This is a genomic window from Sulfurovum sp., assembly GCA_020525365.1.
In the GTDB taxonomy this organism is placed as follows: domain Bacteria; phylum Campylobacterota; class Campylobacteria; order Campylobacterales; family Sulfurovaceae; genus Sulfurovum.
Map to the genome: position 1 here is coordinate 124539 of JAIZOF010000001.1, position 22020 is coordinate 146558.

The following is a 22020-nucleotide window of genomic DNA, read 5'->3' on the forward strand; positions in this document are numbered from 1 at the left end:
ATATTTATTATTCTTATTGGTTATAATGAAGAGTTCGTAGCCATATATTACACAGTAAATAGCTTGAATATATGGATGAGAAAACAAAAGATTCAAATTATATTACATTAGTATAATTTTCTAAAGGAGGAGAAATGAGTTATAAAGCTACTAAGACTATATTGCTATTTCTTGGTTCCATATTGAGTATTTCTATACTTTTTGGCTCTGGTACCTTGGATGACGTAATGAAAAAGAGAGGATTGACACAGGTAGATATGCTTGCAGCCGCAAAGACATATACTCCTAGTGGAGGAAGAGACAAGTATATCGTCTTTAGTTCAGGGGGACAGTCTGGTCAGATTATGGTCTATGGTGTGCCTTCAATGAGGATTTTAAAGTATATTGGTGTCTTTACACCAGAACCTTGGCAGGGATGGGGGTTTGATGATGATACTAAGAAGGTACTTGCTCAAGGAAATATTAGAGGTAAGAAAATTACATGGGGAGATACGCACCACCCAGCTATTTCAGAAACCAATGGAAAATATGATGGAAAATGGTTAGTAATTAATGATAAAGCTAACCCCAGAATTGCAGTAATTGACCTGAGTGACTTTGTTACTAAGCAAATTGTGGTTAACCCAGTCTTCAAGTCTGAGCATGGGGGATCATTTTTTACACCCAATTCAGAGTATATTCTTGAAGCATGCCAATATGGTGCACCACTTGATAATAATTATCATCCAATTGAAGAGTATAAGGAGACATACAGGGGTGGTGTAACTGTATGGAAGTTTGATCATAAAAAAGGGAAAATTATCCCAGAAAAGTCTTTTACAATAGAAATGCCTCCTTATATGCAGGATCTTTCAGATGCAGGTAAAGCAATGAGTAATGGTTGGGGATTTACCAACTCTTTCAACTCTGAGATGTACACAGGAGGTATTGAGAAGGGGCTTCCTCCGTTTGAGGCAGGAACAAGTCGTAATGATACAGATTTTTTACATATGTATAATTGGAAAAAATTAGCTAAGCTTGCAAAGGATGATAAAAATGTTAAGATTATCAATGGTCATCGTGTAATTCCTATGGATGTGGCGATTAAAAATAATGCGCTTTTCCTTGTGCCTGAACCCAAATCACCTCATGGTGTAGACGTATCTCCTGATGGAAGATATATTGTAGTATGTGGTAAACTTGATACACATGCAACGGTTTATGACTTTAAAAAGCTGATGAATGCAATCAAAAATAAAAAGTATGCGGGGAAAGATCCTTATGGCATACCAATTCTTGATTTAAAGAAAACAACACATTGTCAGGCAGAACTTGGTCTTGGACCACTACATAACCAGTATGGAAAGAACTGGAAAAATGGTGAAATATATACCTCTTTGTATGTGGACTCACAAGTTGTCAAATGGAATTATAAAACATGTAAAGTAGAAGATAGACAGAATGTAAACTATAACATTGGTCACCTCTGTGGTATGGAGGGGAAATCAGCAGATCCCCAAGGGGACTATATTATTGCATTGAATAAATTGGCAATTGATAGATTTAACGAGATTGGTCCTCTACATCCTCAGAATCATCAACTTATCGATATTAGAGGCAAGAAAATGCAACTGCTTTATGATATGCCAATACCTTTAGGTGAACCACATCAGGCTGTAGCAATTCGAGCAGATAAGTTGCATACACATGTACGGTATAAGATGGGTACCAATGCCTTTACTGGAAAGCCCCATAAAGGTAAAACACTTGCAGGTCAAGAGAAGATTGTTAGAAAAGGAAACCATGTCTATATCTATGGTACAGTTGTACGCTCACATATTAACCCTGAACATGTAACGGTCAATAAGGGTGATATCGTTACATTCTATTTGACAAATCTAGAGCGTGCAGAAGATGAAACGCATGGGTTTACAGTAGACCAATATAATGTTCATACATCACTTGAGCCAGGTAAAACGGTTGCTGTATCATTTAAAGCAGACCAAGAAGGTGTTTTCCCATATTATTGTACAGAGTTCTGTTCTGCATTACACCTAGAGATGATGGGATATCTTTTGGTTAAAGACCCGAATAAGAAATATACTGCAGCAAAAAAGCTAAAAATGGCAAAAATGAGTCCCAAGCAACTTAAAAAAGAGTATGAGCAGACTGTAGCAGTGAATAATGCTACAGATAAAGTGATTCAAAGTGTAGTAAAGTTTCTTAAAGAGAATCATTATGAAAAATATCCAACAGTTAAAGCATTAGTGGAAGATGCACTTGATCAGTATGGTAAGATTAAAGGACAAAAACAAAAAGCAGATAAAGCACTTAAGTCTGGCAATATCAATAAAGCAATCCTTTTTGAAAATATGATTTGGCAATATATGGTAAAAACTGCTGATGTTGGAATTAGGGCAAAAGATCTATTGGTTAAGAAAGTTGCTAAACCAATGAGCGAAGCAGCAAAAAGAGGTGAAGAAGCTTATCTTGAAGGTGGCTGTAACGGATGTCATGTTATTGGAAAAGTCTCTTCAGGTCCTGATTTAACAGGAGTGTTGCAAAGACATGAAAATGGTGAAAAGTGGGTCAAAGAGTGGATTATGCATCCTGAGAATATGTATGATAATGACTATATTAAATCGATGGTCAACTACTTTAATCTTCGTATGCCCAATCAGGGTATGACAGAGAAACAGACCGATGATATCATTGAATATCTTAAATGGATTGACGAGAATGCCAATCTTTTCTAATCTATCTTAAATAGTGAAGGGAATGAAATTCCCTTCATGTTCCCCATAAATTTTTTTAAAATCGTATTTACTCATGAATATAACTAAGATTGATGTTTGTCAAGAGCCCAAAGACTCTTTTGCAGTAGAATAAATAGGGCTTGATAGATTTATAGGCAATTGTATAGTATGCTTGTAAATAATGATGAAAGGATAAAATATGAGTTCTTTGACTAAATCAAGAATTTTTGCGTTATTGGCTTTGGGAGTATTGCTGTATTGGTTTGTGATTCCAGCAGTATTGACCCATAATGTAGTGGAGATGGGACACCATGGCAAAGGATATCAGGTCTCTGACCTTACTGTCAAAGTATGGGACTATTATCAAAAGGGACGTTATGTTTCCCCCAATATCCCAAAAGAGGATGCCAACAACCTTCAAAAAATGATTCAAGATGATATGGAGCTTAATGTAGTGACTGCTCCACTTTGGTATGTCTCTTTAGAAGCACCAAATTATCCAAAAGATGCATTTCCGGAAGGAATTCCCGTCTTTTATCATTTTGATGGCTTTTCTGGAGATGTTCATGAGATGAATACGATTAACCATTATATTGGTATGGATCCCATGAAGAGAGGCGCCCCATACCTACGTATGCTGGCACCCTATGCATTAATTTTTGTAGCATGGATAATTGTAATGTTTATGATATACAGTATCCGATTCTTTAATATTTTGATGTTAATTCCTATAGTATTGCCAATTGTTTTTATAGGATTCTACTCCTATTGGCTCTATTGGTTTGGTCACCATATGCATGAATGGGGAGCCTTTAAAATTAAACCATTTACACCTACAGTATTTGGAGATGGTAAGGTGGCACAATTTACTACACACTCCTATCCTGCAATTGGTTTTTGGCTATTGGTAGCCCTTAGCATCTTAAGTATCTTGGCCTTGGTATCAAAACAAAAATATCAAAAAAGTATAAAAGAAGCTTAATGCTCAGAATACTTTTATCTTTACTAGTATTTATTTTACCGGTTTTTTCACAAAAAAGTATATTGCAGGAGGTAATTGATCAGGCAAAACCTGGATCAAAGCTTGACCTTCCCTCAGGGATATATAAGGGAAATATCATCATAAATAAACCATTAATCTTAGATGGAAAAGATCAAAATGCGATTATAGAAGGCGATGGGAATGGTACAGTTATTACGATTTTGAGTTCAGGGGTGAGCTTAAAGAATCTTACGATTCGCCATAGTGGTGAAGCACATGAGCGGGTTGATGCAGGAGTGGCATTGAAGCATGTAGAGCAATGTCATATTGAAAATTGTAAAATAGTAGATACACTTTTTGGTATTGATATGGAACAGGTCAACAGGTCAGAGATTAGTGGAAATTATATTGAGTCAAAACCATTTGACCTTGGGCTTAGAGGAGATGGAATACGCCTATGGTATAGTAATGATAATCATCTAAACAAAAACTATCTCTATCGTTCTAGAGATTTTGTTGTATGGTACTCGCATGGAAACTTGATAGAGAATAATAAGGGAGAATATGGAAGATACTCTCTACATTTTATGTATACAGGAAAGAATATTGTCAAGAATAATGTCTATAAACATAACTCTGTAGGTATCTTTTTTATGTACTCTCAAGACTCTATTGCAATAGGAAATCTTATCCAAAACTCTTTGGGTACTACAGGACTGGGTATTGGTATGAAGGATGCTAGTAATTTTGTACTCAAAGACAATACAATTATCTATTGTGCTAGAGGTCTGTTTATTGATCGATCTCCCTATGAACCTGATACAGTCAACACTATAGAAAATAATAGGATTATCTACAACAGTGAAGGGATACATTTTCACTCTTTGAGTTTACATAATATCTTTAAAGGAAATATCTTTAAAGGAAATATTGAACATGTAGTCAATGACTCTTATAATACCAAGATAGATAAAAATTTATTTGATAGTAATTTTTGGGATGATTATGAAGGATTTGATAAAAATAATGATGGAATGGGAGACACTTCTTATCGTTATTATGCCTATGCAGATAAAGTATGGCTTCTTAATCCTAATATTAAATTCTTTTATGGTTCACCAGTAATCTCTATTTTGAATTTTCTTGCAAAACTTGCTCCATTTTCTGAACCAACTTTACTGATAAGCGATAAACATCCTAAAATGTATGAAGGGGAAGTATAATGAAAGGGATAAAAGAGAAACAAAGACGATACTTTATGCAGCAGATTGCAGGGCTAGGAGTTTTGGGTCTTGCTGCTACCGGTGGAATCTATGTAGCAAAAGATTTTACGAGAAGTGAAGGAAAACTTCGTCCACCCGGTGCAGTAAAAGAGGATCATTTTTTAGCAATGTGTATCAAGTGTGGACAGTGTTTGCAGGTTTGCCCCTATGATTCAATTAAACTGGAGGATATTGATGGAAAAGCAGGAGTAGGTACTGCCTATGTCGATCCACTTCAAAGAGGATGTTATCTTTGTGAAGCCTTTCCTTGTGTACTTGCTTGCCCTACTGGAGCACTAGACCATGAAGCCAATGTACTTGAAAAAGTACATATGGGAATGGCAATTGTGGTGAATGAAAGTGCTTGCTTAGCCCTAGATAAAAAACCAATAACCAAAGAGATGGTAGATAAAATTTATAATCATACTTATGTAATTTCTGAAGAAGAGAGGCAAAATAGAAAAGCAGTCATTCATCTAGATGATCCCGAAAAGGTTAAACTTCAAAAAGAACTTTTACAACAACTTGATCAAGAGATAGGAAAGCCTTGTGCGCTGTGTGCAGATCTCTGTCCCTATCGTCCCGATCCCACACAAGCAATTGGAATGATTTCCAAAGAGGGAGGGCTCTTTCCTGAAATACGTGAAGCTTGTGTTGGTTGTGGTGCTTGTGTTGAATTGTGTCCTACAAAAGTACTACAGATTCTTCCATATGCCAGCTATGAAGATATTTATCAAAAAGGCAAACAGCATGTATAGGAATACAAATATATTCTTCTTATGGATAGGGATGGTAGTACTTTTTATGGGATGTGAAGAGAAGAATAAGGTAGATGAGCTTAAAGTAGTACAACAAAATAGTAGTAGAATCATTGTAACAGAAAATGTAGTTGGGCCACTCAAGAAAGAGACAAAAAACAAAGAGAACAGTGGGCAGTTCTATTACTCTTACAATAAAGAGAAAAAAAAAGATAAGTATAACGCAGAAAATTCTAAAGTACGGACGACACTGGATGCCTATCGGGAAATACGTTCACCCTATGAGCGAGTACAAGTTACACTAATGATACAGCAGCTGAGCCCTGATTACCGTCTTTTATGCTCTGCTTGTCATGATGACTATGCCAACGGGGTTATAGGTCCAGCATTGCTTGATAAGAATGCCAGCTATATTTATGATCAGATTATTGCATTTAAAACAGGAAAGAAAGAAAATCCTCTGATGAAGGAACTTGTAAGTCGTATAGGAGAAAATAGGCTTAAGGCAATTGCCCAAGAGATAGAGAGGTTTAACAGACAAATTCAGGAAATGAGGAGTAAAAGAAAATGAAACATATAATTGCAGTGATTATAACTATGGTAGCATTATGGGGAATGTATTTGATCTATCAATCAGATAAAGAGGTAAACAAATGGGAGGAGATTCAAAAGGTAATTGCAAAATCTAAAGTAACAATAAAATTGGATAACAGTCAGCCTATTGTTCAGAAACCTATAGAAGAACAGATGGAAATAAGTTCCGAAGAAGGGCAGAAAAAGAAACAAAAAGAACTTGATGAGAAGCTACAAGCATTAAAAAATAAAGCAGGAAATGTGACAGCATTCAAGGTAAGTTCGCTCTATAAACAGAAATGTGCATCATGTCATGGTGTCAATGGAGAAGGAATTATTGGACCAAAATTAATTGGAAAGAGTGCCAAGGATATCTATCAAGCCCTAAGTGATTTTAAATCAGGAAAAAGAAAGAATTATGTGATGTATGGATTGTTAAGTAAGATGGACGAGGAAGAACTTAAAATCCTTTCTGATGAGATTGGTTTATTTGCTAGTAAACTAAAAGAACAGCAATAAGTAGTAAGCAAGCAAAAGTCTGCACCATAAAAGGATAGATGATGGACAAATATAACAGTAGTGTAAAAAAACTTATTGATGCACCTTTTTTAAGTACACTCTATTATAAAAATTGTAATGGAAAATACAGACTGACAATTAGGGCATGGAGATGGTTGAGTATCTTTGTTATTAATTTTCTATTTTTTCTCTCTTTTCATGTAGACATGCAAGTATTGGAAGGTACCTTGAACGGTTCAAGACTCCTAGGGTTTCACTTAATTGATCCATTTACTGCATTGGAGATATTTGCAGCAGAGTATCATTTTCATATCAATGTAATTATCGGCAGTATGACATTAATTATATTCTATTTTTTGGTAGGAGGAAAAGCCTATTGTGCATGGGTTTGCCCCTATGGTTTTTTAAGTGAAATAGGTGAACGTATTCACCAGATACTTGTACGAAAGAAAACTATTAAAGGGCATAAATTTAACCCCAATGTACGGTTTATCTTTTGGGTAATTTTTTTGGTAGCTGCAATTATAGATGGGTATCTTGTCTTTGAGGTAATCAACCCTATTGGGTATTTGAGTCGTGTAATTACCTATGGTTGGAGCTTGGCCATAGTTTGGGTACTTGTAATTTTATTGATTGAAATATTTTACTCTCGACGTGCATGGTGTAAATATGTTTGTCCAGTAGGTACCACTTACAACTTGATTGGTTGGGCTAGTATGACAAAAGTACAGTGGGACATGAACAAGTGTGATCATTGTGGTGCATGTTTGAATGTATGTTTTGAGGATCATGTTCTTGAGTTTATTAAACCAAAATATGACAAGGAGCGTACCCAAAAAGGGGTAGAAAAGCAGTTAGTTATTAATGGTGATTGTACATTGTGTGGTAGATGTTTTGATGTTTGCCACACCGATGCGTATCATTATGAATTTAGACTGAAGGATTTTGTTTAATGCTAGTAGATATAAAGCATGTAAGTAAAAAATTTATGGATACAAAAGTACTTAACGATGTAACGTTTCATATTGATAGTGGAGACCGTATTGCCATGATGGGACCCAATGGTGCAGGTAAAACTACTTTGGTGCGTGCGATACTAGGCTTTTACCATATTGATAGTGGAGAGATTAAGGTTAGAGGATGCGATCCTGTAAAAAATAGAGTAGATGTTTTGAATCATATCAGCTTTATACCACAGCTGCCTCCACCTGTGAAACTGAGTATTAATGAATTATTGATGTATATAGAAAAAAGTACTGGTATTTCCAAAAAGAAGATATATAAAGAGTCTGATCGTTTAGATTTAGATCTTACTAAACAGTTAAATAAACCATTTTTCAAGCTTTCAGGAGGCATGAAGCAGAAGCTTTTGATTGCTATTGCATTGTCAAAAAAGAGTGACTTGCTAATTTTTGATGAACCGACAGCCAATCTTGACCCAAAAGGCAGAAATATTTTTTATGAGCTGCTAGCTGAAATTGATATACACTGCTCAACACTTTTTATTACACATAGACTGGACGAAATAGAGAGGTTGGTTAACAGAAAGATATACATAGATCTTGGAAAGGTGGTAGAAGATGAAAAAATATAGTCTATTGGTTTCTTTATTGTTTTTGATAATCCTATTTAATGGATGCGAAAAAAAACAGATTGGTACAGCAGTAAAAATGCATTGGGACAGAGATATGTGTCAACGCTGTAAGATGGCAATTAGTGAGCGCAAATTTGCAGTACAAATTATTGATAAAAGGCATAGAAAAGTATATAAATTTGATGATCTAGGATGTGCTATATTGTGGATGGATAGAGTAAAGGCTCCATGGAAAGATCAGGCAATTATCTGGATTTCTGATGCTAAAACAGGCAAATGGGTTGATGGAAGAAAAGCATTATATATCGAGGGGGCTATTACGCCAATGGCATTTGGTTTTGCAGCCTACACCAAGCAGACTGTACCACAAAATGTCACTATCTACAACTTGGAAGATATTATACAGAAGATTAGAAAAACTGAAATACAAAATAGTAAAAGAGTAAAGACATTTTAATGAAAAATCTTTTTTTAATTGCATATTTGGATATTAAAGAGTCTCTACGTTCCAAATGGTTTTATGTCTATGCTACAGTCTTTGGAGGCTTGATGGCACTCTTTTTTATTACTGGGGTATCAGATTCTGTGGTGATGGGGTTTACAGGGTTGAGTAGAATGCTTTTGATCTTTATCCAAGTAACAATCATTATCTTACCTATTTTTATTTTAATTACAACAGTTAGGTCAATTTCTGGAGACAGGGAGAGCAATGTGCTTGAGTATATGCTTTCATTTCCTGTATCATTGAGAGACTACTATTGGGGTAAGATGCTAGGACGCTTTTTAACAGTTTTTCTACCAGTTTTTCTTGCATTGGTGTTAGGGGTTTCTTTTGGGATTTTTAAAGATGGTGAGTTGCCTTGGCGTATGGTTTTTCTCTATTCGGCTTTACTCTTTTCCCTTAGTTTTGTCTTTTTAGGATTAGCATTTTTCCTTTCTGCATTATTAAAGTCAACCGATGTGGCATTGGGAAGTTCCTTCATTGTATGGATTGCAATGCTAGCATTCATTGATATTGCACTGATGGGATTAATGTTGCAGAATAGAGTAAGCGATGAGCTAATTATTGTATTGGCAATGCTCAATCCAATAGAGATATTTCGTATAGGGGCAATCTCTTTGTTTGATCCCGAGTTAACTGTTATTGGCCCTGTAGCATACTATCTTCTAGATACTTTAGGACCAGTATGGCTGATAGTCTATGCCCTTGTCTACCCTATTGCTATAGGATTATTGTTGGCATATATGGGCTATCTTGCTTTTAGAAAAACAGACCTTTTGTAAATATAAATAAAGGAGTGGTCATGAAAATACTACTTATTCTTACGTCACTTTTAGGACTATTTTACGCACAAGAACCCTTTAATGGAAAGATTATGGTGCTAAAGCAGCAACTTGACCCTGTCTATCAGATCCCATTGAAAGAGGATTCAAAGTGGCAATGTGAAGCTATACTTAAAAGTAGACAAAAAGCATTTTTTGTTTCTGTCAAGTCGATGATGCAGGTCTATTGGCATCAGTCATATTTTAAAAAGAATAGTTTACTTTTGGATGATATCGATAAGCTCTATATCAAAGATTTTCTTAATGGAAAGAAAATAGAGGCGAACAAGGCTTTCTATCTTTTTGGAAGTAGAGTTGTTGGTCCCCATGGGGATGATTTGATTCCTTTTGTTTCTCAGCAAAATGCAAAACTTTTCAAGCTCAAGCATGGCGGCACTAAGATACTCCCATTCTCTCGTTTAAGCAAAGGATTGATAAGATATTTGGATATGTGATATTGCCAAATAGATAACTATATATTTTCTGTTCTTATATCAAAGTAGTTAAGTTAACGGTATTCCAAAAAAGGAAAGAATAATGAAACAACCAGAACCCATTAATGAAGAGATCATACTAAAAAATAATGTTTATATTGAAAGCGATACTGATCTAAAAGGGGTGATTACCTATGTTAATGATTATTTTGCAGAGATTTCACGCTATAGAGAAGATGAACTTATTGGGCAACCTCATAATATTGTTCGTCATCCCGATATGCCATGTATTCTCTATAAGATACTTTGGGATCGTATCCAAAATGGACAGAATTTTGTCGCAGCAATTAAAAATCTTGCCAAAGATGGGAAATACTATTGGGTCTTTACCGATTTTGAAATACTCAAAGATGAACAGGAAAACCCAATAGGATACAAAGCATCACGCAAGAAGATTTCCAAACATGTTGCCGATATACTAAACCCAATCTACAAAAAACTGGTAGAAGTAGAAAAAGAAGGTGGCATGGAAGCATCAGAGAAGTACTTAAATAATTTTTTGAAGTCTCATGGAGATGATATTACCGTAGACAATATGCTTGAAGAGATACACCACCTCTATTAGGTTAACTTGGATTTATTAATCTATAGTAGTGTTTTTGATATATAACTGCAATCATAAGGATAAAAGAATGATGCCTATGATAAAGTATAGTAAGTCAAGAAAAGTATTGAATGCCATATCATGTCTTGACTCAAATACAAAAAGAGAAAGCTATTATGGAATATTGTATTTATGCTAAATAAATCAATATTCTACCAACACTATAATCTATGAAACTCAAAGAACTTCAAGCTATTTCCAAACGCCTTAATAATTTTACCTACCTTTCTCGTGCTAGACGCATAGAAGATAATATCGTTGAACTTGTTTTCAATAAAGATCAAAGCTACTTTTTTAATATGACACGCGGTCATAGCTTTGTCTACAAGGCATCTAGCCAAAGACCACTTCAGGGCTATAGTGCCCCTTTTGATACCCTGCTCCATTCTTTACTGGCAGCAAGTAGGTTGCTAGAAGTTTCTGTACCAGAAAATGATCGTATATTGCGTATTAAAATTGCCCCCAAAAGTACCTATAAAGACAAAGCAGTTACCTTGCAATTGGAGTTTACAGGCAAGAATACTAATGCTATACTTCTTGATGAAAACGAGGTGATTATCGAAGCACTTCGCCATATTGACAGTGAAAGCTCTTTTCGTGTGGTGCGCCCAGGAATTGAACTTCTTCCTATTCCGCCAAGAGGGGAAAGCAAAAAGCAAGAAATAGACAGTAGAGAACAAACAATAGATATTGATTTTATTCTGGAGGAGCGATACAAAGTTATTCAAGCCAAGCGCCTTGAAGAGATGAAACAGCAGAAGATTTCTTCTGTTACCAAAAAGATTATCAGGCTACAACAAGAACTTGATAGACTATCTAATGAAGCTTTGCTGGAAACAGAAGTACAGAAAAATATAGAATTAGGGAACCTCATTCTTGCCAATCTCTATCAAATTAAACCCTATGATACCAAGCTAAAGACTAATGATTTTGAGGGCAATGAGATTATCATCAAACTACCTAAAAATGTTACAGTCAATCGTTACAGTGATCACTTTTTCAATCTTGCAAAGCGTGCTAAAAGCAAGGCAAAAAACATTCATATCGAGAGAGAGAACCTTGAGAGTAAAAAACACTTCTATGAGAATATTCTTTGTGCTATTAAGCAGGCAAAATCCCCCTATGCACTGGAACTTCTTGTCCCTAAGCGAGGAAAGTCTCAGCGTAAAAAAGAGAAGCTTAGAGAGGGGGAACTCTTCTGGATTGAAGATTACAAGGTAATGGTTGGACGTAATAGCAAAGAGAATCAAGTACTTCTTAAGATGGCTAAGGGTAATGATATTTGGATGCATACTCGTGAAATCCCTGGTTCACATGTTATTATTCGTACTGATAAGCAGAACCTTCCTGACTCTGTACTCAATGCTGCGGCCAAACTTTGTGTTGATTTTTCAACCAATCAACCTGGAAATTATCTTGTCGACCACACTAAACGTAAGTTTGTCAAAATACAAGAGGGCTCTAGCGTTGAGTATGATAAGTATCAGACCATTCCTATTCTTAAAGAGGGCGTAGAGATACGGGTTTAACTCCCTTATGGTATAATTTTCTATATTATTCAAGGATAGAAGATGACAAGGATCTTTGCAGACCATCAAGAGCGTTGGTTTACCGGTATTGGGCTACTAGTAGTAATTGGCTTTATTGGTTGGATAGATAACTTTTTTATAATGTGGGCTTTTTTGGGTACTATTTACATATTTGCATTCTATGAAGCGATGAGACTCTTTAAGCTTGTTGGCTCTTCTGCCTACTTCTGGGCAGTGCTACTGTGGATTTTTGCCTATTTTTATCCTAATCCTGATGACCTTTTCTATTTTGTTGCCATTATCTTTGGAGGCTCTATTGCTTACTTTCATAATTTTGATAAACGATTAATCCTGCCATTTATGTATCCTGTTAGTGGTATTTTCTTCTTTTTAATTCTTTATAGTGATTTTGGTATTCAGGCAATGTTTTGGTTGTTAGTTACTGTTGCCTTGACAGATGTGATGGCATTTTTTACTGGTAAGGCAATTGGGCATACCAAGTTCTCTGATACATCCCCAAACAAGACCCTTGAAGGGGTGATTGGCGGTATTGTATTTGCTACAGCGGTAGGCACCTATGTGGGACTCTACATCGCACCGTTTGGGGTTGCTTTTGTAGTAACTTTGTTAACTTCTATTGCTTCAGTCTTTGGTGATCTTTTTGAGAGCTATCTCAAACGTGAGGCGAGAGTCAAAGACAGTGGAGATTTATTGCCAGGGCATGGTGGTATTCTTGATCGTATTGATGGCTATCTTTTTGGTGCACCCATGATGGTTATAGCACTTCGAGCATTTTTGTAAATAATGTCCATTGTCCTTTTAGGCTCTACTGGATCTATTGGGGTCAATACCCTTATTGTTGCTAAAGACTATAACATTGAAATCGAAGCATTAGTCGCAGGCAATAATATAGACCTGCTCAACCAGCAGATTGTTCAATATAAGCCAAAGATGGTTGCTATTGCCAATAAGGCAGACAAATATAGAGTTAATCACCCTAATGTACACATTGGGACAGAAGGAATCCTTTCTGTTATTGAAGAGAGTCAAAGTACTACTATTGTCAATGCCCTTGTGGGCTACACAGGTGTAGCCCCTACTTTCAAAGCAATACAACTTGGTAAAAAGGTTGCACTTGCCAACAAGGAATCCCTTGTTGTTGCCGGTGCTTTTATTGATATGTCGTATATTGTTCCTATTGACTCTGAACACTTTGGGCTTTGGTATCTCATGGGCGATCGCTCTTTCTCCAAGCTTTATATTACTGCTAGTGGTGGTGCATTTAGGGAGTGGTCAACAGAGAAGATGAAAGATGCCACTTTCTCTGATGCACTAAAGCACCCCAATTGGAGCATGGGAAATAAAATTACCATTGACTCAGCAACTATGACCAATAAACTCTTTGAGATACTGGAAGCTAAATGGTTCTTTGATACCAATAATATCGATGCTCTTATTGAAAAAAAATCTATTATTCATGCCTTATGTGAGTTTAAGGATGGTTCCACTACTGCTCACTTTGCTGGCGTGGATATGAAACTTCCTATCGCTTTTGCCCTTAGAGACAAGATTGAAGAATCTATTCTCCCCCCAGTAAATCTACTTGAGATTGGTTCTCTTGAATTTTTCCCCATCAAAGCATCACGCTACCCTATTTGGAGTATCAAGGAGCATATCCTTCAAAACCCTCATCTAGGAGTTGTGATTAATGCTGCCAATGAAGTTGCTATAGAGAAGTTTCAAAAAGAGAAATGTTCATTTTTCGGCATGAGTGATATTGTGCTGAATGCCTATAGGCATTTTGAAGATATTAGACCAAATGATATTAAAGAGATTATTGAGATAGATCAAGAGGTTAGGAAATATGCTAGTTTATTATAGGAACCCACAAGAGAATTTTCTAGAACAAAAGGAATTTTTATGAGACTTCTAATACTACACGGGTGGGGTGGTTCTGATTTTCCTCATTGGCAAGCACATCTTGCTTGTGAAGTAGCTAAAAATTATGGTACTGTCTCTTTTCCATTGCTTGACAATCCTCACTTCCCTAGTAAAAATCGTTGGATCAAACAGGTTAAAGCTATACTAGAAAAGTTTAAGCCCGATACTGTAGTTTGCCACTCCCTTTCCAATACCCTTTGGTTTTGGCTTTGCCAAGAGGAGATAGAGACAGTAGAGAGACTCTTTATGGTCTCTCCTCCAAGTCTACAAACTATAGAAAATACTATCAAGACTTTCTTTCCTTGTGAGGTACCTAAAAATATTTATGCCAAAAAGGTACATATGATTGTCTCTGATAACGATCAGTGGGTCAAGATGATAGAGGCAGAAGGTATTGCAATGCAGATAGGCGCCTTTTTGAGTGTGATACAAAGTGCTGGACATATTAATGCTGATAGTGGGTATGGAAAATGGGAATTGATAGAAAAGTTGGTTTTGAGGAAATAATGAGTAGTGTATACCAATATGCTTTGCTAAGTTATAGGAGTACCCCTGATGATCTTAAGTATCGAATCAAGTTGTGATGACAGTTCTATTGCTGTTACTGAGATTGCTACTAAAAAAATACTCTATCATAAAAAAATTTCACAAGAGACTGAGCATGCCTGCTATGGTGGAGTTGTGCCAGAGCTCGCTTCGCGCTTACATGCAGTAGCGCTACCGAAGATCCTTGAAGAGACCAAGCCTTGGCTTGACCAAATTAAGGCTATTGCGGTAACAAACCAGCCTGGTCTTGGTGTAACACTTTTGGAAGGGATTGCCATGGCAAAGACCCTTGCAATGTTCCAAAAGATACCACTTATCCCTGTGCATCATCTCAAAGGACATATCTATTCACTTTTTATTGAACAGAAGACATGCTTTCCAATGTTAGTGCTACTCATTTCTGGTGGACATACCATGATACTACGTGTTGAGAGATTTGAAAAAATAAAAATTCTTGCCACCTCTATGGATGATTCGATAGGAGAGAGTTTTGACAAGACTGCCAAAATGATGGGACTGGGGTATCCAGGCGGACCAATTATTGAAACACTTGCTCAAAAAGGAGACGAGGATCGCTTCAGCTTACCCATTCCTTTGCGTAACTCTAAACTTATTTCTTTCTCTCTTTCTGGTCTTAAAAATGCTGTACGGCTTGTTGTTGAAAATCTTGGTGGAGCAGAGGCAATGAGCGAACAAGACAGGTGTGATCTTGCAGCCTCTTTTCAGAAAGCAGTTAAACTTCATCTGCTACAAAAGAGTAAGAAAGTTTTTAAAGTTGAGCCCATCAAGGATGTTGCTATTGTAGGTGGTGCATCGGCAAACCTCTACCTGCGTGCTGCTTATGAAAAGCTCTGCAAAGAGTTTGGAAAGACTCTCCATGTAGTGCCAATGCAGTATTGTTCTGATAATGCTGCCATGATCGGACGCTATGCTATAGATGCTTACGAAAGAGAAAATTTTGTTGTATCAGGATCAGTAGATATTATTGTAACAAAAAAACAACAGACTGGAGATCTTCTTTAATTTGATTCCTCTAAAAAATAGATAGCATATGACAAAATAATGTATAAAATATTTTTTTAAAAAGCGTGAAATGCCGTACACAACACACTTTATGTAAGTTTATTTTGCTAGAATATATACTATTTTAAACTACAAAAATGGAGTTTCAATATGGCAGAATACGGTGCTAGTAATATCAAGGTTCTTAAAGGGCTTGAAGCAGTTAGAAAAAGACCGGGAATGTATATTGGCGATACCTCGACCAAAGGTCTGCACCATCTTGTCTATGAAGTGGTTGATAACTCTATTGATGAAGCAATGGCAGGGCACTGTGATACCATTAAGGTTACACTTACTGAAACGGGTTCAGCAATTATTGAAGACAATGGACGTGGTATCCCTGTTGCAGAGCATCCAACAGAGAAGATTTCTGCTGCTACTGTTGTATTGACCGTACTACATGCTGGTGGTAAGTTTGACAAAGATACCTACAAAGTTTCTGGTGGTTTGCATGGAGTGGGTGTATCTGTTGTTAATGCACTCTCTAAAGATCTCCATTTGACCGTATTTAAAGATGGAGAGATTCATAAGCAGAGTTTTCAGAAGGGTATTCCTCTAGAACCACTCAAAACAATTAAAAAAACTCGAAAAAAAGGGACGATGATAGAATTCGTACCAGATGAAACCATCTTTACCGAAAGTATCTCTTTCCAAAAAGAGATTTTGATGAAGCGTTTTAAAGAGCTCTGCTATCTGAATCCACGTATTACCATTGAGTTTGAAGATGAACGTGATAATACCAAGGAGACTTACCATTTTAAAGGTGGGCTTAAGCAGTTTGTTGAAGATATGAATACTAAGCCACCACTCTCTAAGCCACAGTTTTTTCAAGGAAAGATGGATGATATTGAGATTGATATTGCCTTGATGTATTGTGATGCTGATAGCGAAAAGACCCTTTCGTTTGTCAATAATATTAAAACACCTGATGGCGGTACCCACGAAGCTGGTTTTAAAGCAGGGTTGACCCGTTCACTCTCTAGCTATATCTCTAAAAATGCTTCAGCTAAAGAAAAAGGGACAAAAATCACTGGAGAAGACTGCAAAGAGGGATTGGTTACCATTATTTCTGTACGTGTCCCTGAGCCACAATTTGAGGGGCAGACCAAAGGAAAGTTGGGTTCTTCTTATGTGCGCCCGCTAGTACAAAAGTTTTTTACTGAACGGTTTAATAAGTATCTTGAAGAGAATCCTATTGAAGCTAAGATAATTATGGCACAAGTATTGCTTGCAGCACGAGGGCGTGATGCTGCCAAGCGTGCTCGTGAACTGGTTAAGCGTAAAGACTCTATGAGTATAGGTACGCTACCCGGTAAGCTTGCTGACTGTCAAAATAAAGATCCTGAGGTTTCAGAGATTTATTTAGTGGAAGGAGATTCTGCAGGTGGTTCGGCAAAGCAGGGACGTGACCGTGTATTCCAAGCAATTTTACCGCTAAAAGGTAAGATTCTCAATGTTGAAAAAGCAAGACTAGAGAAAATTCTTAAATCTGATGAAATCAAAAATATGATTACCGCACTTGGATGTGGAATTGGAGATGAGTTCAACGAAGAGAAGTTGCGCTACCACAAGATTATCATTATGACTGATGCCGATGTTGACGGGAGCCATATTCAAACTCTATTGATGACCTTCTTCTTCCGTTTTTTACGTCCTGTTATTGAGAAGGGTTATCTCTACCTTGCACAGCCGCCACTTTACCGTTATAAGAAAGGAAAGAATGAAACCTACCTTAAAGACGACAAAGTGCTCAATGACTTCCTTATTGAGAATGGGATTGATGCCATTGAGAGTACGACTATGGGTCGCAATGATCTTATCGATCTTTTCAAGTTGGTTGCCTATTATCGTATGACTCTCAAAGAGATTGAAAAGCGCTTTGCACTAGTTGAAGTACTCCGATATATGATTGAAACTCCTGATGTTATTTCAACAAACAACAAAGCACTGGCAAAAATACTTGAAACATATATTATTGGGCTTGGATACAATATCCTCAACAAAAATGTGACTGAAGAGTGTTTACACTATTTTGTGCAGACCAATGACGGTCTAGAGGAGTTGATTGTTGATGACGTCCTCTTTACTAATCCACATTATAATGAAGCAATTCATATCTATCAGAAAATTCAGGAACACATTACTGATGAGTTTAAAGAGAAGGACCTGCTTGAACTATTTGCCAAAGTAGAATCTAGTGCTAAGAAAGGTGCTTATATTCAGCGCTACAAAGGTTTAGGAGAAATGAACCCTGATCAGCTTTGGGAAACTACCATGACACCAGAAAATAGAGTACTGCTTCAAGTTAAAATTAATGATCTTGATGAGGCAAGCGATACCTTTACTCTCTTTATGGGTGATGAGGTTGAACCAAGAAGAAACTACATAGAACAGCATGCAAAAGATGTAAAACACCTAGATGTATAATTTATATTCTTTTTTAGTTAGTTGGTACAAACCACTAAAGGACACTTATGAAGTATGGTGAAAAAGAAATAAAAGAGTTTGATATCAATACAGATAAGAATTTTTGGCCAAATGATCATGAAAAAAATTATACTATCAATATCGAATTACCTGAATTTATGTGCCTATGCCCTCGTTCTGGTTATCCAGATTTTGCCACACTAAAGCTCTCTTATGTGCCTGATAAGATAGTGATAGAGCTTAAAGCATTGAAGCTTTATATTAACTCTTTTATGTTCCGTTATATTTCACATGAAAACGCAGCAAATGATATTTTTGATACTCTTTATGCAAAACTCAAACCAAAATCCATGAAGCTTATTGCAGATTTTAATCCAAGAGGAAATGTTCATACTGTTATTGAGATTGATTCTAAAAAATTTTAATATATGCCAATTTGACATTTTTTTATACTCTTGTATCTATTTGAAGTATTATAGCCTACTCTAATTTTAGGGAGAGGTATGATACTCTTTTCAGATGTGCTGGCACGGCTTAAAATTATTTTGAGTCAACACCATCAGCGGTCAAAAATTAAAGATAAAGATATTGCAGAGGTACTTGGGCTGAGCCCTCAATATTTTGCTGTTATTAAACGACGCAATAAGGTACCCTATGAAGCAATTGCTAACTTTTGTAAAAAATACAATATTAACATGAACTGGGTTCTTCTTGAGCAGCCACCAAAACATTTAACTTGAAAGCTGTATATTACTATGATTAAAATGTATATTTATGAAGAGGAATATTTAAAAAAAAATAGAAGATATGCTTATAGAGAAGAAGAGGGAGGCTTATGCGCCCATCTGTTTTGCAACTTCTGCTGCAAAATCTTCCTCTTCAATTTCGATACCTTCACCCACTTCAAGTCTAGTAAATACTATAATTTTTGCTTTACCATCAGATTTTTCTTCAAAGTACTCAGAAACAGTTTTAGAATCATCCATTACAAACTTCTGATCAAGTAGGCACTGCTCCTGATCAAGTGTTGTATTGTCAGAGATAAATCTTTCGAGCTTGCCAGGAAGGATTTTATCCCAAATCTTTTCGGGCTTTCCTTCTGCCTTAAGCTCTGCCTTAATCACCTCTTCTGCTGCCACAATTACTTCTTCTGTAAGTTGCATTCTTGAGATATACTGAGGAATATTTTTGAGTGGTTTTCCAAGACGCTCAAGTTCTTCATTTTCTTTTCTAATTGCTTCTATGCGTCCTTTAGTTTCTTCCAAAACATACTCAGGGTCAAAATCTTTATATGTAAGTGTTTTTGGTGCCATTGCAGCTGCATGCATCGCAATTTCTCTGAGTATAGGTGTTACTTTTTCGCAAGTTTGTGTATCTTCACATGTGGCTGCAATAATAACACCATTTTGACCATTTGAGTGAACATATCCACTTATAGCTGTTTTTTCATCACCCTTAATGAGTGCTGCACGTCTGACAACAAGATTTTCACCAATAATAGCAATGTTTTGAGCGAGGAACTCAGAAAATGGTTGACCATTTATTGTGGAAGCATTGATTGCTTCAGCATCTTCAAGACTATTGTTAAATGCATGCTCAACGACTTCACTCATCAGTGCTTTGAATTTATCATTTTGTGCTACAAAGTCAGTTTGGGAATTGATCTCTACAATAACTGCTTTAGACTCTTCGACTTTAATGCCAATGGCACCTTCAGCAGCAGTTTTGCTTGCTTTTTTTGCAGCTGCACCAATACCTTGATCCCTAAGCCATTCGATTGCTTTATCTATATTACCTTCAGCAGCAGTAAGAGCTTTTTTGCAATCCATCATTCCCGCATCAGTTATTTCGCGAAGTTTTTTGATATCTTTTGGTCCAAAATTTGCCATACTATGCCTCCACTAGTTCTTTTGCGTGTGTAATAGTTTCTTTAAAGTCACCTTTAAATTTATGCTTCTCTTCCATTACTTGAATTTGCTCTTCAGTCATGCTTGCAATGTCATTAAACGTATAGAAACCCTCGTTATTAAGTTTCTCGGCATAGACTTTTCCCACACCTTTGAGTTGCGTTAGGTTGTCGCCCTCATTCTTTTTGGCTTTTGGTGTTTCTATTGTTGGTGTTTCTGCTTTAGGGGAAACAGATGCCTCCTCTTTGACTTCAGAAACTACTTGCTCTACTTCTGTGGAGCTTGGTACCTCTTCAACATCTTCACCATTTATTTCAGAAAATGCTACCTTGCCTTCAATGATTGCCTCTGCAATTTCTTTACAGAAAAGGTTGATAGAACGGATTGCATCATCATTTCCTGGAATAGGATAGTCAATTACATCAGGATCACAGTTAGTATCAAGTGGTGCAACCACTTTCATGCCCAGCCTCTTTGCCTCTTTGACTGCAATATGTTCTTTAACCGCATCAACAACAAACATCATTTCAGGCAACTTTTTCATATGTCTGAAACCTTCAAGGTAAGAGTTGAGTTTCTCCTTCTTCCTGAGCAGCATCAGTGCCTCTTTTTTTGTTAAAAGATCAAGCTGTCCATTCTCTTCCATCTGTTCGATAATTTCAAGTTTTCTGATAGATTTTTTCATAGTTGGGTAGTTTGTCAGCATGCCACCAAGCCATCTTGTTGCAACGTAAGGCATGCCACATCTCTCGGCATGCTCTTTAACTGCTTGGCGTGCCTGCTTTTTTGTGCCAACAAAAAGAACAGTTTGTCCTTCTGCCACCGCATCACGAACAATATTATATGTATATTTGAAATACCTGAGTGTCTTTTGGAGGTCGATGATATAGATATTTTTTCTTGCACCAAAAATAAATTTCTTCATTTTTGGATTCCATCTTCTTGTCTGGTGTCCGAAGTGAACACCGCACTCTAGTAAGTCTTTCATGGTTACCATAATTATCTCCTTGGTATATTAATATATAATTTGAGAAGCACACTGCTTCAACACCTGGTTTGATCCTCTGTAGTCCTTAGCGCCAAAACGCAACCATTCAAGGAATAACTACATGTGTATTTTCCAAATTCAAACTATTGTATAGATAGCCCTGTTAAAGAATAAGGAACGCGATTATACCGAAATATTTTTAAATTTATGACAAAAGGAAGAGAGAGGTAAAGAAAAAAGTCTATAAAAGCGTTTTATATTAAAGTTGTTTTGTTGCTATTTGAAGCTCCACTAATTTCTCTTTCACTATTCCAGCATGCCCTTTTACACGTACTTTTTCCCACTTGGAAGCTATTTTTCCATTAGGATCGATGATAAAAGTGGAGCGTACCACTCCCATATACTCGCGTCCATAATTTTTCTTAAGTTGCCAACAACCAAAGAGAGTACAAAGTTCTTTCTCTTCATCAGAGAGTAGCATAATTTTTAACCCTTTTTTCTCAATAAAATTTCTATGTTTCTTTGGGCTGTCAGGACTGACACCTAGTACAATGGCATTAAGGTCTTCAAAGTCTGGTAATACCGTAGTAAAATCACATGCTTCAGTTGTACACCCTGGGGTATTATCTTTGGGGTAAAAGTAGAGTACAATCCATTTGCCTCTAACATCTCGCAGACAAATCTCTTCCTCATCTTGGTTTGGTAGACAAAAATGAGGTACCATATCACCAATATTTAGCATTATTAACTCCTATGAAATAATATATCAATTGTAG

22 protein-coding genes and 1 pseudogene are annotated in these 22020 nt (G+C 36.5%); 20 read left to right on the top strand and 3 right to left on the bottom strand.

The genetic code is table 11. The features are described from left to right. The first annotated feature begins 134 nt into the window (after positions 1–134). The 20 genes from nosZ (at position 135) to LGB01_00730 (ending at position 19089) form a co-directional block, all read left to right on the top strand. Positions 135–2735 (top strand): Sec-dependent nitrous-oxide reductase, encoded by a 2601-nt coding sequence (gene nosZ, locus LGB01_00635; GenBank protein MCB4752732.1) that lies wholly within the window; start codon positions 135–137, stop codon positions 2733–2735. 199 nt (positions 2736–2934) lie between these two features. Continuing rightward, complete coding sequence (locus LGB01_00640; protein ID MCB4752733.1) at positions 2935–3717, top strand: cytochrome C; 783 nt, start codon at positions 2935–2937, stop codon at positions 3715–3717. Then, positions 3717–4940, top strand: coding sequence for a nitrous oxide reductase family maturation protein NosD (locus LGB01_00645; protein ID MCB4752734.1), 1224 nt, complete (start codon positions 3717–3719; stop codon positions 4938–4940). The genes LGB01_00640 and LGB01_00645 overlap by 1 nt, the downstream gene beginning before the upstream one ends. Next, positions 4940–5737 carry a 4Fe-4S dicluster domain-containing protein gene (locus LGB01_00650; GenBank protein MCB4752735.1) on the top strand — a complete coding sequence of 266 codons (798 nt, stop codon included), beginning with the start codon at positions 4940–4942 and terminating at the stop codon, positions 5735–5737. Before LGB01_00645 ends, LGB01_00650 begins: the two co-directional genes overlap by 1 nt. Positions 5738–5768: 31 nt before the next feature. Continuing rightward, entirely contained in the window at positions 5769–6308 is a 540-nt protein-coding gene (locus LGB01_00655; GenBank protein MCB4752736.1) for a hypothetical protein, read from the top strand. Then, positions 6305–6829, top strand: a complete 525-nt coding sequence (locus LGB01_00660) for a c-type cytochrome (protein ID MCB4752737.1) — start codon at positions 6305–6307, stop codon at positions 6827–6829. Before LGB01_00655 ends, LGB01_00660 begins: the two co-directional genes overlap by 4 nt. 41 nt (positions 6830–6870) lie before the next feature. After that, positions 6871–7782 (top strand): NapH/MauN family ferredoxin-type protein, encoded by a 912-nt coding sequence (locus tag LGB01_00665; protein ID MCB4752738.1) that lies wholly within the window; start codon positions 6871–6873, stop codon positions 7780–7782. Then, positions 7782–8423: an ABC transporter ATP-binding protein gene (locus LGB01_00670; protein ID MCB4752739.1), complete on the top strand. Its 642-nt coding sequence runs from the start codon at positions 7782–7784 to the stop codon at positions 8421–8423. The genes LGB01_00665 and LGB01_00670 overlap by 1 nt, the downstream gene beginning before the upstream one ends. After that, positions 8410–8880, top strand: coding sequence for a hypothetical protein (locus LGB01_00675; GenBank protein MCB4752740.1), 471 nt, complete (start codon positions 8410–8412; stop codon positions 8878–8880). The genes LGB01_00670 and LGB01_00675 overlap by 14 nt, the downstream gene beginning before the upstream one ends. Next, positions 8880–9707, top strand: a complete 828-nt coding sequence (locus tag LGB01_00680; GenBank protein MCB4752741.1) for an ABC transporter permease — start codon at positions 8880–8882, stop codon at positions 9705–9707. Before LGB01_00675 ends, LGB01_00680 begins: the two co-directional genes overlap by 1 nt. 20 nt (positions 9708–9727) lie before the next feature. After that, positions 9728–10201, top strand: a complete 474-nt coding sequence (locus LGB01_00685) for a nitrous oxide reductase accessory protein NosL (protein MCB4752742.1) — start codon at positions 9728–9730, stop codon at positions 10199–10201. Positions 10202–10283: 82 nt separating this feature from the next. After that, positions 10284–10805: a PAS domain-containing protein gene (locus LGB01_00690; protein ID MCB4752743.1), complete on the top strand. Its 522-nt coding sequence runs from the start codon at positions 10284–10286 to the stop codon at positions 10803–10805. 209 nt (positions 10806–11014) lie between these two features. Continuing rightward, positions 11015–12373: an NFACT RNA binding domain-containing protein gene (locus LGB01_00695; GenBank protein ID MCB4752744.1), complete on the top strand. Its 1359-nt coding sequence runs from the start codon at positions 11015–11017 to the stop codon at positions 12371–12373. Between the two features lie 42 nt (positions 12374–12415). Further along, positions 12416–13174, top strand: a complete 759-nt coding sequence (locus LGB01_00700; GenBank protein ID MCB4752745.1) for a phosphatidate cytidylyltransferase — start codon at positions 12416–12418, stop codon at positions 13172–13174. A gap of 9 nt (positions 13175–13183) precedes the next feature. Beyond that, on the top strand, positions 13184–14254 hold the full coding sequence (gene dxr, locus LGB01_00705) for a 1-deoxy-D-xylulose-5-phosphate reductoisomerase (protein ID MCB4752746.1): 1071 nt from the start codon (positions 13184–13186) through the stop codon (positions 14252–14254). Positions 14255–14293: 39 nt separating this feature from the next. Continuing rightward, entirely contained in the window at positions 14294–14821 is a 528-nt protein-coding gene (locus LGB01_00710) for an alpha/beta hydrolase (protein ID MCB4752747.1), read from the top strand. A gap of 48 nt (positions 14822–14869) precedes the next feature. Next, a complete protein-coding gene (gene tsaD, locus LGB01_00715) occupies positions 14870–15883 on the top strand; it encodes a tRNA (adenosine(37)-N6)-threonylcarbamoyltransferase complex transferase subunit TsaD (GenBank protein MCB4752748.1) in 1014 nt (337 codons plus the stop codon). A gap of 150 nt (positions 15884–16033) precedes the next feature. Then, positions 16034–18349 carry a DNA topoisomerase (ATP-hydrolyzing) subunit B gene (gene gyrB, locus LGB01_00720; protein ID MCB4752749.1) on the top strand — a complete coding sequence of 772 codons (2316 nt, stop codon included), beginning with the start codon at positions 16034–16036 and terminating at the stop codon, positions 18347–18349. A 47-nt stretch (positions 18350–18396) separates the two neighbouring features. Continuing rightward, positions 18397–18774: a preQ(1) synthase gene (gene queF / locus LGB01_00725; GenBank protein MCB4752750.1), complete on the top strand. Its 378-nt coding sequence runs from the start codon at positions 18397–18399 to the stop codon at positions 18772–18774. 78 nt (positions 18775–18852) lie between these two features. After that, positions 18853–19089: a helix-turn-helix domain containing protein gene (locus LGB01_00730; GenBank protein ID MCB4752751.1), complete on the top strand. Its 237-nt coding sequence runs from the start codon at positions 18853–18855 to the stop codon at positions 19087–19089. 93 nt (positions 19090–19182) lie between these two features. On the opposite strand, the gene tsf is transcribed toward LGB01_00730, so the two are convergent. The 3 genes and pseudogenes from tsf to bcp all read right to left on the bottom strand — a co-directional run bounded on the left by tsf (position 19183) and on the right by bcp (position 21986). After that, entirely contained in the window at positions 19183–20238 is a 1056-nt protein-coding gene (tsf, locus tag LGB01_00735; protein ID MCB4752752.1) for a translation elongation factor Ts, read from the bottom strand. A gap of 268 nt (positions 20239–20506) precedes the next feature. Next, positions 20507–21253: pseudogene (gene rpsB, locus LGB01_00740) on the bottom strand (30S ribosomal protein S2). Positions 21254–21503: 250 nt separating this feature from the next. Beyond that, positions 21504–21986 carry a thioredoxin-dependent thiol peroxidase gene (bcp, locus tag LGB01_00745; protein MCB4752753.1) on the bottom strand — a complete coding sequence of 161 codons (483 nt, stop codon included), beginning with the start codon at positions 21984–21986 and terminating at the stop codon, positions 21504–21506. Between the last annotated feature and the right edge of the window lie 34 nt (positions 21987–22020).

Bases quoted from the DNA above. Each gene is read 5' to 3' on its own strand.
- queF (MCB4752750.1), top strand. From the start codon at position 18,397: ATGAAGTATGGTGAAAAAGAAATAAAAGAGTTTGATATCAATACAGAT.
- LGB01_00640 (MCB4752733.1), top strand. From the start codon at position 2,935: ATGAGTTCTTTGACTAAATCAAGAATTTTTGCGTTATTGGCTTTGGGA.
- LGB01_00690 (MCB4752743.1), top strand. From the start codon at position 10,284: ATGAAACAACCAGAACCCATTAATGAAGAGATCATACTAAAAAATAAT.
- LGB01_00695 (MCB4752744.1), top strand. From the start codon at position 11,015: ATGAAACTCAAAGAACTTCAAGCTATTTCCAAACGCCTTAATAATTTT.
- gyrB (MCB4752749.1), top strand. From the start codon at position 16,034: ATGGCAGAATACGGTGCTAGTAATATCAAGGTTCTTAAAGGGCTTGAA.
- LGB01_00660 (MCB4752737.1), top strand. From the start codon at position 6,305: ATGAAACATATAATTGCAGTGATTATAACTATGGTAGCATTATGGGGA.
- LGB01_00680 (MCB4752741.1), top strand. From the start codon at position 8,880: ATGAAAAATCTTTTTTTAATTGCATATTTGGATATTAAAGAGTCTCTA.
- LGB01_00665 (MCB4752738.1), top strand. From the start codon at position 6,871: ATGGACAAATATAACAGTAGTGTAAAAAAACTTATTGATGCACCTTTT.
- LGB01_00730 (MCB4752751.1), top strand. From the start codon at position 18,853: ATGATACTCTTTTCAGATGTGCTGGCACGGCTTAAAATTATTTTGAGT.
- LGB01_00685 (MCB4752742.1), top strand. From the start codon at position 9,728: ATGAAAATACTACTTATTCTTACGTCACTTTTAGGACTATTTTACGCA.
- LGB01_00655 (MCB4752736.1), top strand. From the start codon at position 5,769: ATGGTAGTACTTTTTATGGGATGTGAAGAGAAGAATAAGGTAGATGAG.
- LGB01_00710 (MCB4752747.1), top strand. From the start codon at position 14,294: ATGAGACTTCTAATACTACACGGGTGGGGTGGTTCTGATTTTCCTCAT.
- LGB01_00670 (MCB4752739.1), top strand. From the start codon at position 7,782: ATGCTAGTAGATATAAAGCATGTAAGTAAAAAATTTATGGATACAAAA.
- tsf (MCB4752752.1), bottom strand. From the start codon at position 20,238: ATGGCAAATTTTGGACCAAAAGATATCAAAAAACTTCGCGAAATAACT.
- LGB01_00645 (MCB4752734.1), top strand. From the start codon at position 3,717: ATGCTCAGAATACTTTTATCTTTACTAGTATTTATTTTACCGGTTTTT.
- LGB01_00675 (MCB4752740.1), top strand. From the start codon at position 8,410: ATGAAAAAATATAGTCTATTGGTTTCTTTATTGTTTTTGATAATCCTA.
- LGB01_00700 (MCB4752745.1), top strand. From the start codon at position 12,416: ATGACAAGGATCTTTGCAGACCATCAAGAGCGTTGGTTTACCGGTATT.
- tsaD (MCB4752748.1), top strand. From the start codon at position 14,870: ATGATCTTAAGTATCGAATCAAGTTGTGATGACAGTTCTATTGCTGTT.
- nosZ (MCB4752732.1), top strand. From the start codon at position 135: ATGAGTTATAAAGCTACTAAGACTATATTGCTATTTCTTGGTTCCATA.
- bcp (MCB4752753.1), bottom strand. From the start codon at position 21,986: ATGCTAAATATTGGTGATATGGTACCTCATTTTTGTCTACCAAACCAA.
- LGB01_00650 (MCB4752735.1), top strand. From the start codon at position 4,940: ATGAAAGGGATAAAAGAGAAACAAAGACGATACTTTATGCAGCAGATT.